Source organism: Azospirillum brasilense (assembly GCF_008365405.1).
Classification (GTDB): domain Bacteria; phylum Pseudomonadota; class Alphaproteobacteria; order Azospirillales; family Azospirillaceae; genus Azospirillum; species Azospirillum brasilense_D.
The window spans coordinates 216,484-231,658 of sequence record NZ_QOKV01000001.1 but is presented as its reverse complement, the minus strand read 5'-3'; the positions used below and the strand labels follow the sequence as shown (position 1 = coordinate 231,658).

Sequence of the window (15,175 nt, the reverse complement as noted above, 5' to 3'; positions counted from 1 at the left end):
CACCATGACACGCACGGGCACCGGATGCATCGACCGCCCCTCCCCCAACCACGGGCCGCGGCCCGACGGCGTAGGGGTGGAGCTGCTGATCCTCCATTACACGGGAATGCCCACCGCCGAGTCGGCGCTAGGCCGGCTGTGCGACCCCGAGGCCCAGGTCAGCGCCCACTACACGGTGGACGAGGACGGCGCCGTCTACGCCCATGTCCCGGAGGACCGCCGCGCCTGGCACGCCGGCCTGTCCTCCTGGCGCGGGCGGGCCGACGTCAACAGCCGCTCCATCGGAATCGAGATCGTCAATCCGGGGCACGAGTTCGGTTACCGCCCCTTCCCCGCCGCCCAGATGGCCGCCGTGGCGGATCTCTGCCTGGACGTCATGGGGCGGCATGGAATCGCGCCCGCCGACGTGCTCGGCCACAGCGACATCGCGCCCGCCCGCAAGGAGGACCCCGGCGAGCTGTTCGACTGGCCGGGGCTGGCGGCGCGTGGAATCGGCCTATGGCCGGAGCCCACCACGGCGGACGACCCGGCGGACGACTCGGCCGATTCCGCGGAGGACGTGGCGGCGCTTCTGGGACGCTATGGGTACGACACCGCCGAATCGCGGATTCTGCTGTCCTTCCAGCGCCATTTCCACCCCGAACGCCTGACCGGGGAACCCGACCCGGAGACGTTGCGCCGCCTGCGCGCGCTTCTGCGGATGACCGGGCGCTGAGAATCCGAATCGCACCCGAACACCGTTGCGAATCGAACGGCGACTCTGTACACAGTGCCGCGCCAGATGGCCGGATGGCCGCCTTCGACCTTTTGGATCGGGGGAGGAAAGTCCGGGCTCCACGGAAACACGGTGCCGGCTAACGGCCGGCGGGGGCGACCCTAGGGAAAGTGCCACAGAGAGCAAACCGCCACCGGCCTCGTGCCGGCGGTAAGGGTGAAAGGGTGCGGTAAGAGCGCACCGCGCGCCTGGCAACAGGGGCGGCACGGTAAACCCCACCGGGAGCAAGACCGAATAGGGGCGGCACGGCCCGCCATCTCCCCTGATCCTCGATCGGTTGGGATGGTCTGGGGCCAAGCGCGTTTCCGCGCCGCCGCCCGGGTTGGTTGCGTGAGGCGCCGGGCAACCGGCGTCCCAGATGAATGGCCATCCATCAGGGTAACCTGAGGACAAAACCCGGCTTACAGGCCATCTGGCGTTTACCCCCACCACCTCCGGACACCGGACCACCCCTTTTCCGCGGCGCGGGACCGGGATGGCACCCCCTTGTCCACAGATGTCCCCAGCTTCATCCACAGGCGGTGGATAACTGTGGGGCAAATTCCCATGCCGTCCCATGCCATGCCTCGGTAGGTTACCCCAGCAGGCTATACCATTCGTAGGGTGCGATTCGCCTTTATGGAAAGCCACATGATGGGAACCATTCGCGGGACTCGCGGAACATCCTGCGAACTCTGTGGGGCAATGCCGCGTAATCGCTCATTAGCGCGCTGATACGTTGCCGATTCTCGCCGATTCGGTTCACCTATTTGCACGCTGGCAACACATCGGCCCAAAAGTCTTGACAGCACCATATGAATACTGGAGGGGGCGTTGACGCCCAAACTGTCCCATGCTATCCCATGAAAGCCCAGTTCGGAGGGGGAACTACCCAACCAAGGTAGCCAAACCGGGCGCGTTCAGCGGCAAGAGCGGATAGGGCTTCGCGGCGGCGAGGACCGGCAACGGGATAAGGGGGGCGTTCGTCAGGCCGATGGCCATTTTCCTGTCCACATACGTCAACAAAGTTGACAGGAAAGGCCGCTGCTCCATCCCGGCGCAGTTCCGGCAGTCGCTTGCCAAGACGTCGGCTCCCGGCACCGTCTATCTCTGGCCTTCGCTGAATCATCAGGCGCTGGAAGGCGCCGATCAGGATTATCTCGACGTGCTCTCCGAAAGCCTGGAATCCCCCGATCTGGATTCGGACGAGCGCGACATGATCGAGACCTTCATCTTCGGCAAGCTGATCCCCGTCTCGCTGGACACCGAAGGCCGGATCGTCCTGCCCAAGGAACTGGCCGAGTTCGCCGGAATCGACGAGGAAGCCGCCTTCATCGGCCGCCGCAAGACCTTCCAGATCTGGGAGCCCGGCGCCTTGAAGGCCCATGAACAGACGCTGCGCGACCAGGTCGTGCGCAAGGACATTTCGCTGAGCCAGATCGTCGCCAAGGCGTCCCGCGCCGCCACCGGCCGGGCAGGGGAGGGCGCATGATCACCCCCGCTCCCACCTCCGCCACCGCCCCGGCCTCCCCGCACATCTCCGTCCTGCTGAACGAGGTCGTGGACGCGCTTTCCCCGCGCGACGGCGGCGTCTATGTGGACGGCACCTTCGGCGCCGGCGGCTATTCCCGCGCGATTCTCGACCGGGCCGACTGCCGGGTCTGGGGAATCGACCGCGATCCCGAAGCCATCGAGCGCGGCCGCCAGCTCGCCCTCGCCTATCCGGGCCGGCTGGAGATCGTCGAAGGCCGATTCGGCGACATGGACCGGCTGCTCGCCGAGCACGGCGTCGAATCGGTGGACGGCGTGGCGCTGGACATCGGCGTCTCCTCCCCGCAGATCGACGAGCCGGAGCGCGGCTTCTCCTTCCGATTCGACGGCCCGCTCGACATGCGGATGGGACGCGATGGGCCGACCGCCGCCGACGTGGTGAACACCGCCACCCAGGACGAGCTGGCCGACATCATCTTCCATTACGGCGAGGAGCGCATGGCCCGCCGCGTGGCCCGCGCCATCATCGCCGCGCGTCTGGACACCCCGTTCGCGCGCACCAAGCAGCTGGCCGACGTGGTACGGTCGGTGGTGCCGAAGGGGAAGGGCGACGCCATCGACCCGGCGACCCGCACCTTCCAGGCGCTGCGCATCCATGTGAACGACGAGTTGGGCGAGCTGCGCCGCGGCCTCGCCGCCGCCGAATCGCTGCTGAAGCCCGGCGGCCGCCTCGCCGTCGTCTCCTTCCATTCGTTGGAGGACCGGGAAGTGAAGACGTTCCTGAAGGAACGCTCCTCGCCCCCGCCCTCCCCGTCCCGACACGCGCCGAGCCTTGCGGCGGACGCGCGTTCCCCATCCTTCCGGCTCCTGTCGCGCAAGCCCATCGTGCCGACGGACCAGGAAGCCCACAGCAACCCACGCGCGCGCTCTGCCCGGCTGCGCGCGGCTGAACGCACGGCGGCGCCGGCCTATCCGGCGCCCGGCAAGGAGGCGGCATGAAATACAAATCCGCACTTTTCTGGGGTGGCCTGATCGCCGCCGCCGGCTTCGTCCTGTTCGAGACCAGCTACGAGGTTCAGGAGCTGGAGGAAAAGCTGGGCTCGCTCAACCGCAAGATCATGGTGGAGCAGGAGGCCATCCAGGTCCTCAAGGCCGAGTGGAGCTTCCTCAACGACCCGACCCGCCTCGAGAACCTGTCGCGCGAGCATCTGGCGCTGCAGCCGACCGAGGCGCGCCAGTTCGTGGCGATGAACATCGTCCCGATGCGCCCCTCCCCCACCGTCGCGCCGGAGGAGGCCCCGCTGCCGCCGATGGTCCGCAACCAGACGCCGGGCAAGGCGCCGAACGTGGCGACGGCCTCCACCGGGGACAGCGTCGTGGGCGGCGGCGCCATCGTTCAGGGCGGCATCCAGGGCGGCGTGATCATTCCGGCCTCGGCCTCGCCGATCAAGCCGGCCCCGATCAAGCCCTCGGCCATCGTGCCGGCCTCGGCCAAGGTCCCGCCGCTTCCCTCGCCCCTGCCCTCCGCCGCCAAGTCGGCCCCGGCTCCGGTGGTGACGACCAAGCCGACGGAGATCGCCGCCAAGCCGCCGGTCACCGCGCGGACGCTGGCGCCGCCGCCCGCGGCCCGTCCGCAGCCGCAGCAGGCCGGCTTCCAGGCCGCCCCGCCGCCGGCCGCTCCGGCCCAGCATGACAGCATCGGTCTTCTCGTCGCCCGTCTCGGAGCCAACCGATGAACGTTCCGCCGCCCGGCATCGATCCCGCGCACGGCGCCTACAGCGTTCCGCCCCCGGCTTCCAAGCCGCGGACGTCGCTGTCGGTCGCGCTGGAGCAGAGCCGGAACCGGTTGATGGTGACCGCGGCCATGGTCGCCGTGGTCTTTACCGCCATCGGCGTGAAGCTGGTGGACGCGACCCTGTTCAACCACGCGGCGGAACCGCGCCCGCGCATGGCCGCGGAGGTCGACGCCCCGCCGGTCAACCGCGCCGACATCGTGGACCGCAACGGCAACCTGCTGGCGACCTCGCTCGCCACGCAGTCGCTCTACGCCGACCCGAAGCTGGTGAGCCGTCCGGACGAGGTGGCGCGCAAGCTGGCCACCGCCCTGCCGGAGCTGGACTACAAGGACCTGCTGACCAAGCTCAGCGGCGACAAGCGGTTCGTCTGGATCAAGCGCAACCTGACGCCCAAGCAGCAGGCGGCGGTGTTCCGGCTGGGCCTGCCCGGCGTCTATTTCGAGAGGGAGGAGCGCCGCTTCTACCCGGCCTCCAACCTGACCTCGCATTTGGTCGGCTTCACCGGCGTGGACAACAACGGCCTCGCCGGGCTGGAGCAGCAGTTCAACAAGCGGCTGACCACGGACCCGAAGCCGCTGCAACTTTCGATCGATCTGCGCCTTCAGCACATCATGAAGAAGGAACTGCAGACGACGATCGAAGAATTCAGCGCCATCGGCGCCGCCGGCATCATTTACGATGTCCGCAACGGCGAAGTCATGTCGATGGTTTCTCTGCCCGACTTCGATCCGCACAACCCGACGGGACTTGACCCGGACACGCTGTTCAACCGCGCGACGCTCGGCGTGTACGAAATGGGCTCCACCTTCAAGATCTTCAACACGGCGATGTCGCTGGATTCGGGCAAGATCCGCGTGTCCGACACCTTCGACACCATCAACAACATCAAGGTCGGCCGCTTCACGATCCGCGAATTCCACGCGTTCAAACACAACCTGACCGTGGCGGAGGTGTTCCAGGAATCGTCGAACCTCGGGTCGGTGCGCATGGCGCTGACGCTCGGCGTGCAGCACCAGAAGTCCTTCATGACCAAGCTGGGCATGACCCGCCCGACCTCGCTGGAGCTGCCGGAGAACGGCTGGCCGCTGGTGCCGAATCCGTGGCGGGAGGTCAACGCCATGACCATCTCCTTCGGCCACGGCATGTCGGTCAGCCCGATGCACACGGTCAACGCCGCGGCCTCGATCATCAACGGCGGCGTGCTGCACCCGCCGACCCTGCTGAAGCGCGACCCTGCGGTGGAGGTGCCGGGCGAGCAGGTCATCAGCCCGAAGACCTCGGCGATGATGCGTCGCCTCTTCCGCTTCGTGGTCACCGACGGCACGGCGAAGTCGGCCAACGCCAAGGGTTACGTCGTCGGCGGCAAGACCGGCACGGCGGACAAGCAGAAGGGCCGGAGCTACGCCCGGAACTCCCGCATGTCGTCGTTCCTCGGCGCCTTCCCGATGCACGACCCGCGCTACATCGTCTATGTCCTGATCGACGAGCCGAAGGGCACCAAGAAGACCTACGGCTTCGCCACCGGCGGCTGGGTCGCCGCTCCCGCGGTCGGCCGGATCGTGAAGCAGATCGGTCCGCTGCTGGGCGTCCAGCCGGTGGACGAGGCTTCCCCCGACGTCATCAACGCCACCTACATCAACACCGCCGGTCAGACGACCCCACCCGCACCGCCGCCTCCGCCCGCGCAACCGAAAGGCAGCACCGTTGCTTCTGTCCCACCTGCTGGCAACAAGCCCCGCTGACGCGGCGTCCTCCGTCGAGGTGCCGTCCGTCAATGTGACCGGGCTGACCGCGGACAGCCGCGCGGTCAGGCCCGGTTTCGTCTTTGCCGCCCTCCCGGGCGCGAAGGCGGACGGGCGCGCCTTCATCGCCGACGCGCTCGCCAAGGGCGCCGTCGCGGTGGTGGCGCCCGTCGGGACCGCCCTGCCCGCCGGCAGCGCCGCGACGCTGGTCGCGGACGAGCAGCCGCGCCGCCTCTTCGCCCGCCTCGCCGCCGCCTTCCACGGGCGGCAGCCGGACACCGTGGTGGCGGTGACGGGGACCAACGGCAAGACCTCCACCGTTCAGTTCGCCCGCCAGATGTGGGACCTGATGGGCCTGAAGGCGGCCAGCCTGGGGACGCTGGGGCTGATCGGGCCGGGGCTGGATGATTACGGCGGGATGACCACCCCGGACCCGGTCTCGCTTCACCGCGACCTCGCCGCCGTTAAGGACAAGGGGATCGAGCATCTGGCGATGGAGGCGTCCAGCCACGGGCTGGAGCAGTTCCGTCTCGACGGCGTGGTCCTGAAGGCCGCCGGCTTCACCAACCTGACCCGCGACCATCTGGACTACCACGGCACCATGGAGGCCTATCTCCAGGCCAAGGCGATGCTGTTCGAACGGGTGCTGCCCGATGGAGGAACCGCCGTCCTGAACGCCGACAGCGGCACTTTTGCCGAGCTTGCCGGGATTTGTTCACAGCGCGGTCACCGCGTCTTCGGATACGGTCTGGCCGGTCGCGAGATCCGGGTGAACGGGGTCGAGCCGCTGGCCCACGGCCAGCGCCTGGACCTGACGGTCCTGGGCCGCGGCATCACCGTGGACCTGCCGCTGGCGGGCCGCTTCCAGGCGTGGAACGTGCTGTGCGCGCTCGGCCTGGTGATCGGCTCCGGCGCGGACCGTGACGAGGCTCTCGCCACCCTGACCCGCCTGGACGGCGTGCCGGGGCGCCTGCAGCACGTCGCCACCCACCCCTGCGGGGCGGCGGTCTATGTCGATTTCGCCCACACGCCCGACGCGCTGGAAACGGTGCTGCTGGCGCTGAAGCAGCACGCCCGGAACCGCCTGATCGCGGTGTTCGGGTGCGGCGGCGACCGCGACCGCGGGAAGCGGCCGGTGATGGGGGAGCTTGCCGGCCGTCTGGCCGACCGCGCCATCGTCACCGACGACAACCCGCGCACCGAGGTGCCGGCGGCCATCCGCAAGGAGGTCCTGGCGGGCCACCCGGCCCTGGAGGAGATCGGCGACCGGCGCGAGGCCATCCGCGCCGCCGTCCGCAGCCTCCGGCCTGGTGACGTCCTGGTCATCGCCGGCAAGGGACATGAGCATGGTCAGATCGTCGGGACGGAGGTCCTTCCCTTCGACGACGCGACCGAGGCACGAGCCGCCGTGGCAGAGGTTGGAGCAGCATGAGCGAGGCCAAGACCGTCCTGTGGACCGCCGAGGACGCCGCCGCCGCCACCAGCGGTCAGGCGACGCGCTCCTGGGCGGCGACCGGGGTCAGCATCGACAGCCGCAAGGTGGCGCCGGGCGACCTGTTCGTCGCCATCAAGGGGCCGAACTTCGACGGACACGACTTCGTGGCGAAGGCGCTGGAGGCCGGCGCCGCCGCGGCGCTGGTCAGCACCGTGCCGCCCGGCGTGCCGGGCGACGCCTCCCTTCTGGCGGTGGAGCAGGACACGCTGGCGGCGCTGGGCGATCTCGGCCACGTCGCGCGGTTGCGCACCCAGGCCAAGGTGGTGGGCGTCACCGGCTCGGTCGGCAAGACCAGCACCAAGGAAGCGCTGCGCCACGTCCTGTCGGCGCAGGGCCGCACCTTCGCCACCGAAGGCAGCCTGAACAACCATTGGGGCGTGCCCCTGTCGCTGGCCCGCATGCCGGAGGACAGCGAGTTCGGCGTGTTCGAGCTGGGCATGAACCACGCCGGCGAGCTCGGGCCCCTGTCGCGGCAGGTCATGCCCGACGTCGCGGTCATCACCACGGTCGAGGCGGCGCATCTGGAGTTCTTCGACTCCGTCGAGGCGATCGCCGACGCCAAGGCCGAGATCTTCGAGGGCATGAACCCCAACGGGGTCGCCGTGCTGAACCGCGACAACCCGCATTTCGGGCGCCTGCTGGCCGCCGCGCGCACCCAGGGGCTGAGCCGCATCTGGAGCTTCGGCTCCCACGCCGACGCCGACGCGCGTCTGGTGGACTGCTCCCTGCACGCCACCTGCAGCGCCGTGACCGCGATCGTCCGGGGCGAGCGCATCCAGTACAGCCTGGCGCTGCCCGGCCGGCATTGGGTGATGAACAGCCTCGCCGTGCTGCTGGCGGTGAAGGCGCTGGGCGCCGACGTCGCCGCCGCGGGGCGCGCGCTGTCCACCATCGCGCCGGTGAAGGGCCGCGGCACGCGCAAGCGCGTCCAGTCCGCCCGGGGCGCCTTCACCCTGATCGACGAGAGCTACAACGCCAGCCCCGCCGCCATGGCCGCGACCTTCGCGGTGCTCGGCAAGACCGACCCCGGTGCGGGCGGCCGGCGCCTCGCCGTGCTGGGCGACATGCGGGAGCTGGGCGACCGCGCCGACGCCCTGCACGCCGCGCTGGCCGAGCCGCTGCGCGCCGCGCATGTGGACGCGGTCTACGCCTGCGGTCCGCACATGCGCGCCCTGTTCGACCGCCTGCCCGCCGCCAAGCGCGGCGCCTGGACGGAGACCAGCGCCGAGCTGGCCCCCCTCCTGGCCGGCGTGGTGCGCGGCGGCGACGTGGTGCTGATCAAGGGGTCGCTGGGCAGCCGCATGGCGACGGTGGTGGACGCCCTGTCCGCCCTGGACACCAAAGACGACAAACAAACCGAAAAGAACAACAACGGCTCCTCGCCCGCGGCTGACACGGATCAGACCGCGGCGCAGGGCCACAAAGGCTGACCGCTTCACGATGCTCTACAACCTGCTCTTTCCCCTGGCGGACGTCTTCACGCCGTTCAACCTGTTCCGGTATCTGACCTTCCGGACGGGGGGCGCGGTGCTGACGGCGCTCGTCATCAGCTTCATGTTCTTTCCGCGCCTGATCGCGTGGCTGAAACGCAAGCAGGGCGAGGGCCAGCCGATCCGCTCCGACGGGCCGGAAAGCCATATGAAGAAGAAGGGCACGCCCACCATGGGCGGCCTGATGATCCTGATCGCCGTGTCGATCAGCACGCTGCTGTGGGTGGACCTGACCAACGCCTACACCTGGATCGTGCTGCTGGTGACGATCGGTTACGGGCTGATCGGCTTCGGCGACGACTATCTGAAGCTGACCAAGCGCAACACCAAGGGCCTGTCGGGCCGCTTCCGCCTGACCTGGGAGATCATCATCGGCGTCTCCGCCGCCGCCGCCATCATGTATGTGTCGGCGCCGCCGCTGTCGGGCGGTCTGGCTGTGCCCTTCGTCAAGGACTTCCTGATCCAGCTCTCCTGGTTCTTCATCCCTGTCGGCGCCTTCGTCATGGTCGGCGCCTCGAACGCGGTGAACCTGACGGACGGGCTGGACGGGCTGGCCATCGTGCCGACGATGATCGCGGCGGGCTGCTTCGGCCTGATCGCCTACCTCACCGGCAACGCGATCTTCGCCAACTATCTCCAGATTCACCATGTGCCCGGTGCTGGTGAGCTTGCCGTTTTCTGCGGGGCTCTGGTCGGTGCGGGCATCGGATTCCTCTGGTACAACGCGCCCCCCGCCATGGTCTTCATGGGCGACACCGGCTCGCTGGCCCTCGGCGGCGCGCTGGGAGCCGTCAGCGTGGTCACCAAGCACGAGATCGTGCTGGCGATCATCGGCGGCCTGTTCGTGCTGGAGACCGTGTCGGTGATCGTCCAGGTCGCCTCGTTCAAGCTGACCGGCAAGCGGGTGTTCCGCATGGCGCCTCTGCACCATCACTTCGAGAAGAAGGGATGGGCGGAGTCCACCGTGGTCATCCGCTTCTGGATCATCGCCTCCATCCTGGCCCTGGTCGGCCTGTCCACGCTGAAGCTCCGCTGAGGGTCGCCGCCCGATGATCAACCTGTTCTATATGGAAGGACTGCCGGTGGCGGTCATGGGGCTTGGCAAGTCGGGCCTCGCCACGGCGGAGGCACTCGTTCAGAGTGGCGCCGACGTGTGGGTGTGGGACGACAACGAGTCCAGCCGCGCGGCCGCGCTCGCCAAGGGCTACAAGGTCGTCGACCTGACCACGGCGGATCTGACCGAGCTGACCACCATCGTCTGGTCGCCGGGCATCCCGCACACCCACCCCAAGCCCCACCCGGTGGCCCTGCGCGCCCGCGCCGCCAACATCGAGCTGGTCTGCGACATCGAGCTGCTGGCCCGGTCGGAGCGCGATTCGGCCTACATCGGCATCACCGGCACCAACGGGAAGTCCACCACGACGACCCTGATCGGCCATGTGATGGAGGCCGCCGGGCGGCGCATCGCGGTGGGCGGCAACCTGGGCACCCCGGCGCTGACCTTCCCCTCCGTCGGGGCCGGCGGCAGCTACGTTCTGGAGATGTCGAGCTACCAGCTCGAGCTGACCTACTCGATCACCTTCGACGTCGCGGTGCTGCTCAACATCACGCCGGACCATCTGGCCCGGCACGGCGGCATGGACGGCTACGTCGCCGCCAAGAAACTCGTCTTCCACCGCCAGACCAAGCCGCGCACCGCGGTGATCGGCGTGGACGACCCGACCTGCCGGGCCATCTGGGAGGACCTCAAGGCCAAGGACGACCAGGTGATCTGGCCGGTCTCCGCCCTGGGGCCGGTGGCCGGCGGCGTCTACGCCGCGGACGGCTGGCTGGTCGACGACACCTTCGGCGCCGCGGAGCGCGTGGCCGAACTGGCTGCCTTCCCGGCGCTGCTCGGCACGCACAACTGGCAGAACGCCGCCGCAGCCTATGCCGCCTGCAAGGCGGCGGGCGTGCCGACCCCGGCCATCGTCGCCGCCATGACCACCTTCCCCGGTCTCGCCCACCGCCAGCAGCTGGTGCGGACCATCGACGGCGTGCGCTTCGTCAACGACAGCAAGGCGACCAACGCCGACGCGACGGAAAAGGCGCTGGCGACCTTCGACCCGATCTACTGGATCCTCGGCGGTCAGGCGAAGGAGACCGGGCTGGACGGGCTGGAGGCCTACGCGCCGCGCGTCCGCCACGCCTTCCTGATCGGTGAGGCGTCGGACCGCTTCGCGGTGTGGCTGGAGGCCAACACGGTTCCGCACACCCGCTGCGGCACGCTGGACGTGGCGGTCAACGCCGCGGCGGAGCTGGCGCTGGCCGAGGCGCTGCCCGGCGCCTGCGTGCTGCTGTCGCCGGCCTGCGCCTCCTGGGACCAGTTCGCGAATTTCGAGAAGCGCGGCGAGGCCTTCGCCGACGCCGTGAACCGCCTCGAAGGCAACGCCGTTCCGGGGGACCGCGCCTGATGATCACCTTCGACCGCACCGACCAATCCGTCTTCGGCCGCTGGTGGTGGACGGTGGACCGCTGGCAGCTCGCCGCGCTGGCGGCGCTGATGGCGCTCGGCACGGTCCTGATCACCGCAGCCAGCCCGCCGGTGGCGGAGCGCATCGGCATCCAGGACACCTTCTACTTCGTCGAACGCCACCTGATGATGCTGATCCCCAGCGTCGCCATCATGTGCGGCGTCTCGCTGCTCAGCCCGCGCGGCGTGCGGCGGGCGGCGCTGGTGGTCTTCCTGATTTCGGTGGCGATGGTCTACGCGACGCTGGTCGTCGGCGTCGAGATCAAAGGCGCGCGGCGCTGGATCCACATCCCCGGCCTGTCGATCCAGCCGTCGGAGTTCGTGAAGCCGGCCTTCGCGGTGGTCGGGGCGTGGCTGTTCTCCCTGTCGCGCACCAACCCCGGCTTTCCCGGCACGATCCTGTCGATCCTGCTCTACGGCCTCACCGTCGGCGGCCTGCTGCTCCAGCCCGACCTGGGCATGACGGTGGTGGTGTCGGCGGTGTGGTTCTCGCAGTTCTTCCTGGCCGGGCTGAACATCATGCTGGTCGGCGGGCTCGGCGTGCTGGGCGTCGCCGGCCTCGTCGGCGCCTACTTCACGCTGCCGCACGTCCACAGCCGCATCAACCGCTTCCTCGACCCGTCGAGCGGCGACACCTATCAGGTCAGCCGCTCGCTGGAGGCCTTCGCCAACGGCGGGCTGATGGGCACCGGCCCCGGCCAGGGAACGGTGAAATATTCGCTGCCGGACAGCCACGCCGACTTCATCTTCGCCGTCGCCGGCGAGGAGATGGGGCTGATCTTCTGCCTGATCATCATCATCCTGTTCGCCTTCATCGTGCTGCGCGGCTTCGCGCGGGTGTTCAACGACACCAACTACTTCGTGCTGCTGGCGGCGAGCGGCCTGCTGATCCAGTTCGGCCTCCAGGCGGCGATCAACATGGGCTCCGCCCTGCATCTGATGCCGACCAAGGGCATGACGCTGCCCTTCATCTCCTACGGCGGCTCCTCGCTGCTGGCGCTGGGCTTCGGCATGGGCATGGTGCTGGCGCTGACCCGCAAGCGCTTCGGCCCGGCGGAGTGACGCGCATGGCCGACACCCAACGTCCTATTGTCCTCGCTGCCGGCGGCACCGGCGGGCACTTCTTCCCGGCGGAGGCGCTGGCGCGCGAGCTGCTGGCCCGCGGCGAGGCGGTGGCGCTGGTCACCGACAAGCGCGGCCAAGCCTTCGGCGACAGCCTGCCGGAGGTGACGGTCCACCGCATCCGCTCCGCCGCCCCCGGCGGCAACCTGCTGGCCAAGATGAACGCGGCGTGGCAGATGGGCCTCGGCCTGCTCGGCGCCAACGCGCTGATGCGCCACCTGAAGCCGGCGGCCGTCGTCGGCTTCGGCGGCTACCCCTCCGTCCCCACGGTCTACGCCGCCGCGCAGGGCCGCGTGCCGGTGATGCTGCACGAGCAGAACGCCGTGCTGGGCCGCGCCAACCGGATGCTCGCCGCCGCCGCCCGCCGCATCGCCGTCGCCTTCCCCGAGGTCGCCGCGGTGAAGGAGGAGCACCGGCCGCGCCTCGTCCGCACCGGCAACCCGGTCCGCCCGGCCATCGCCGCCAAGCGCGACGCCGCCTACGCCGTTCCCACGCCCGGCGGCCCCGTCCGCATCCTGGTGATGGGCGGCAGCCAGGGCGCCCGCGTCTTCTCCGAAGTCATCCCCGAAGCGCTGGGCCGGCTGCCCGCCGCGCTGCGCGCCCGCATCCATCTGGCGCAGCAGTGCCGGCCCGAGGACCTGGAGGCCGCTCGCGCCGCCTACGCCGGCATGGGGCTCGGCGGGCTGGAGCTGGAGAGCTTCTTCCGCGACGTGCCGGACCGGCTGGCTGCCTGCCATCTCGCCATTACGCGGGCCGGCGCCTCGACCATCGCCGAACTGACCTGCATCGGGCGCCCCGCCATCCTTGTGCCATATCCCCATGCCATGGACGACCACCAGACGGCCAACGCGCGGCAGCTCGCCGCCGCCGGGGCCGCCTGGGTGATGGCGCAGCCGGATTTCACCGCCGACGCGCTCGCCGCCCGCCTGACGGCGCTGCTGGAGTCGCCGGACGCGCTGACCGCCGCGGCGCAGGCCGCCCACGATTGGGGCATGGCCGACGCCGCGCGCCGGCTGGCCGACGCCGTGCTCGACATGATCGCCAACCCCAACCACGCCCGAACCAAGGAAGCCGCGGAATGATCAAGGCAACGCGCAGCACCATCGCACGCCCCCGCTCGTCCCGGCCGTCCCGGTCCCTGGGCGACTGGCCAGCGGACATGACGCGGACCGAAGGCGCCTGGAGCAACCGGCCAGACTGCCCGCTGCTGCCCCGCGCCGGCGCCGGCTTCCTGCGCGACCGCCTGCACGTCACGATCGGTTCCCAGCCCCTTCCCTACGGCCTGTCCGACATGGCCGTGGACGCCACCCTCAGCCTGATGCTCCGCCGCGGAAAGTAATCCAGACATGCGCGCCCTCCCCCTCTCGATCGGCACCATCCATTTCGTCGGCATCGGCGGCATCGGCATGAGCGGCATCGCCGAAGTGCTGCGCAACCTCGGCTACACCGTCCAAGGCTCCGACCTGGCGGAGAGCGCCAACGTCAAGCGCCTGCGCGGGCTGGGCATCCAGATCAGCATCGGCCACCGCGCGGAGAACATCGCCGGGGCCGCGGTCGTCGTCGTCTCCTCCGCCGTCAAGCGCGACAACCCGGAGGTCGTCGCCGCCCGCGCCGCCCTGGTCCCGGTGGTCCGCCGCGCCGAGATGCTGGGCGAGCTGATGCGCCTGAAATGGGCCATCGCCATCGGCGGCACCCACGGCAAGACCACAACGACCTCTATGGTCGGCAACATGCTGGAGCACGCCAACCTCGACCCCACGGTCATCAACGGCGGCATCATCAACGCCTACGGCACCAACACGCGGCTGGGCTCCGGCGACTGGATGGTCGTCGAGGCGGACGAGAGCGACGGCACCTTCATCAAGCTGCCGGCCTGCATCGCCGTGGTCACCAACATGGACCCGGAGCATCTGGACTATTACGGCACCTTCGACAACATGCGGGCCGCCTTCGACAGCTTCGTCCAGAACATCCCCTTCTACGGCTTCGCGGCACTCTGCATCGACCATCCGGAGGTGCAGGCGATGATCCCGCGCGTGTCGGACCGTCGCATCATCACCTACGGCTTCAGCCCGCAGGCCGACGTGCGCGCCGTGAACATGCGGCTGGGCACCGAGGGTGCGGAGTACGACGTGGTGATCGACGACCGCCACACCGGGGAGAGCCGGACGATCATCGGCGTCCGCCTGCCGATGTACGGGCCGCACAACGTCCAGAACTCGCTGGCCTGCTTCGCCGTGGGCAACGAGATGGGCCTGCCCGACGTGGTGATGCGCGACAGCATGGCGAAGTTCCAGGGCGTCAAACGCCGCTTCACCAAGACGGGCGAGTCGAACGGCATCACCGTCATCGACGACTACGGCCACCACCCGGTGGAGATCGCCGCCGTCCTCAAGGCCGCGCGCACCGCCGGCACGGGCCGCACCATCGCCGTCGTCCAGCCGCACCGCTATTCGCGCCTCGCCAACCTGTTCGAGGAGTTCTGCACCTGCTTCAACGACGCCGACGCGGTGATCGTGGCCGACGTCTACGCCGCCGGGGAGCAGCCGATCGAGAACGTCAACCGCGACAGCCTCGTCGAGGGGCTGCGCATGCACGGCCACCGTCAGGTGCTCGCCCTGCACGGCCCGGACGAGCTGCCGCAGCTGGTCCGCGAGATCGCGCGGTCCGGCGACCTCGTGGTCTGCCTGGGCGCCGGCAACATCACCCAATGGGCCAACGCCCTGCCGGGCGAGCTGGACAAGCTGTCGGGCAAGGCGTGACGGATCGTCCG

The 15,175-nt window shown here is 69.5% G+C and carries 13 protein-coding genes and 1 other RNA gene; all 14 read left to right on the top strand.

The genetic code is table 11. The annotated features are described in order from the left end of the window. Positions 1-4: 4 nt before the first annotated feature. The gene (locus tag DS837_RS01075; RefSeq protein ID WP_149163066.1) at positions 5-715 is read left to right on the top strand and encodes an N-acetylmuramoyl-L-alanine amidase; all 711 of its coding nucleotides are present in this window, start codon (positions 5-7) and stop codon (positions 713-715) included. A gap of 62 nt (positions 716-777) precedes the next feature. Further along, positions 778-1,195: RNase P RNA component class A (gene rnpB / locus DS837_RS01070), an RNA gene on the top strand. Positions 1,196-1,748: 553 nt separating this feature from the next. After that, complete coding sequence (locus DS837_RS01065; RefSeq protein WP_149163065.1) at positions 1,749-2,246, top strand: division/cell wall cluster transcriptional repressor MraZ; 498 nt, start codon at positions 1,749-1,751, stop codon at positions 2,244-2,246. Continuing rightward, positions 2,243-3,244, top strand: coding sequence for a 16S rRNA (cytosine(1402)-N(4))-methyltransferase RsmH (rsmH, locus tag DS837_RS01060; RefSeq protein ID WP_149163064.1), 1,002 nt, complete (start codon positions 2,243-2,245; stop codon positions 3,242-3,244). Before DS837_RS01065 ends, rsmH begins: the two co-directional genes overlap by 4 nt. After that, on the top strand, positions 3,241-3,981 hold the full coding sequence (gene ftsL, locus DS837_RS01055; protein WP_149163063.1) for a cell division protein FtsL: 741 nt from the start codon (positions 3,241-3,243) through the stop codon (positions 3,979-3,981). The genes rsmH and ftsL overlap by 4 nt, the downstream gene beginning before the upstream one ends. After that, a complete protein-coding gene (locus DS837_RS01050) occupies positions 3,978-5,783 on the top strand; it encodes a peptidoglycan D,D-transpeptidase FtsI family protein (protein WP_149163062.1) in 1,806 nt (601 codons plus the stop codon). The genes ftsL and DS837_RS01050 overlap by 4 nt, the downstream gene beginning before the upstream one ends. Then, the gene (locus DS837_RS01045) at positions 5,746-7,215 is read left to right on the top strand and encodes a UDP-N-acetylmuramoyl-L-alanyl-D-glutamate--2,6-diaminopimelate ligase (RefSeq protein WP_425599230.1); all 1,470 of its coding nucleotides are present in this window, start codon (positions 5,746-5,748) and stop codon (positions 7,213-7,215) included. The genes DS837_RS01050 and DS837_RS01045 overlap by 38 nt, the downstream gene beginning before the upstream one ends. Further along, entirely contained in the window at positions 7,212-8,708 is a 1,497-nt protein-coding gene (locus DS837_RS01040; RefSeq protein WP_149163061.1) for a UDP-N-acetylmuramoylalanyl-D-glutamyl-2,6-diaminopimelate--D-alanyl-D-alanine ligase, read from the top strand. Before DS837_RS01045 ends, DS837_RS01040 begins: the two co-directional genes overlap by 4 nt. A 10-nt stretch (positions 8,709-8,718) precedes the next feature. Beyond that, entirely contained in the window at positions 8,719-9,804 is a 1,086-nt protein-coding gene (gene mraY / locus DS837_RS01035; RefSeq protein WP_149163060.1) for a phospho-N-acetylmuramoyl-pentapeptide-transferase, read from the top strand. Positions 9,805-9,817: 13 nt separating this feature from the next. Then, positions 9,818-11,221, top strand: coding sequence for a UDP-N-acetylmuramoyl-L-alanine--D-glutamate ligase (gene murD, locus DS837_RS01030; protein ID WP_149163059.1), 1,404 nt, complete (start codon positions 9,818-9,820; stop codon positions 11,219-11,221). Continuing rightward, positions 11,221-12,342, top strand: a complete 1,122-nt coding sequence (gene ftsW, locus DS837_RS01025; protein ID WP_211102035.1) for a putative lipid II flippase FtsW — start codon at positions 11,221-11,223, stop codon at positions 12,340-12,342. The genes murD and ftsW overlap by 1 nt, the downstream gene beginning before the upstream one ends. Positions 12,343-12,347: 5 nt before the next feature. Next, entirely contained in the window at positions 12,348-13,484 is a 1,137-nt protein-coding gene (gene murG, locus DS837_RS01020) for an undecaprenyldiphospho-muramoylpentapeptide beta-N-acetylglucosaminyltransferase (RefSeq protein WP_149163058.1), read from the top strand. Further along, positions 13,481-13,741, top strand: a complete 261-nt coding sequence (locus DS837_RS01015) for a hypothetical protein (protein ID WP_149163057.1) — start codon at positions 13,481-13,483, stop codon at positions 13,739-13,741. The genes murG and DS837_RS01015 overlap by 4 nt, the downstream gene beginning before the upstream one ends. Before the next feature lie 7 nt (positions 13,742-13,748). After that, on the top strand, positions 13,749-15,164 hold the full coding sequence (murC, locus tag DS837_RS01010; protein ID WP_014241223.1) for a UDP-N-acetylmuramate--L-alanine ligase: 1,416 nt from the start codon (positions 13,749-13,751) through the stop codon (positions 15,162-15,164). Positions 15,165-15,175 lie beyond the last annotated feature (11 nt).

Bases quoted from the DNA above. Each gene is read 5' to 3' on its own strand.
- ftsL (WP_149163063.1), top strand. From the start codon at position 3,241: ATGAAATACAAATCCGCACTTTTCTGGGGTGGCCTGATCGCCGCCGCC.
- DS837_RS01040 (WP_149163061.1), top strand. From the start codon at position 7,212: ATGAGCGAGGCCAAGACCGTCCTGTGGACCGCCGAGGACGCCGCCGCC.
- murC (WP_014241223.1), top strand. From the start codon at position 13,749: ATGCGCGCCCTCCCCCTCTCGATCGGCACCATCCATTTCGTCGGCATC.
- DS837_RS01075 (WP_149163066.1), top strand. From the start codon at position 5: ATGACACGCACGGGCACCGGATGCATCGACCGCCCCTCCCCCAACCAC.
- murG (WP_149163058.1), top strand. From the start codon at position 12,348: ATGGCCGACACCCAACGTCCTATTGTCCTCGCTGCCGGCGGCACCGGC.
- DS837_RS01065 (WP_149163065.1), top strand. From the start codon at position 1,749: ATGGCCATTTTCCTGTCCACATACGTCAACAAAGTTGACAGGAAAGGC.
- DS837_RS01015 (WP_149163057.1), top strand. From the start codon at position 13,481: ATGATCAAGGCAACGCGCAGCACCATCGCACGCCCCCGCTCGTCCCGG.
- DS837_RS01050 (WP_149163062.1), top strand. From the start codon at position 3,978: ATGAACGTTCCGCCGCCCGGCATCGATCCCGCGCACGGCGCCTACAGC.
- mraY (WP_149163060.1), top strand. From the start codon at position 8,719: ATGCTCTACAACCTGCTCTTTCCCCTGGCGGACGTCTTCACGCCGTTC.
- murD (WP_149163059.1), top strand. From the start codon at position 9,818: ATGATCAACCTGTTCTATATGGAAGGACTGCCGGTGGCGGTCATGGGG.
- ftsW (WP_211102035.1), top strand. From the start codon at position 11,221: ATGATCACCTTCGACCGCACCGACCAATCCGTCTTCGGCCGCTGGTGG.
- rsmH (WP_149163064.1), top strand. From the start codon at position 2,243: ATGATCACCCCCGCTCCCACCTCCGCCACCGCCCCGGCCTCCCCGCAC.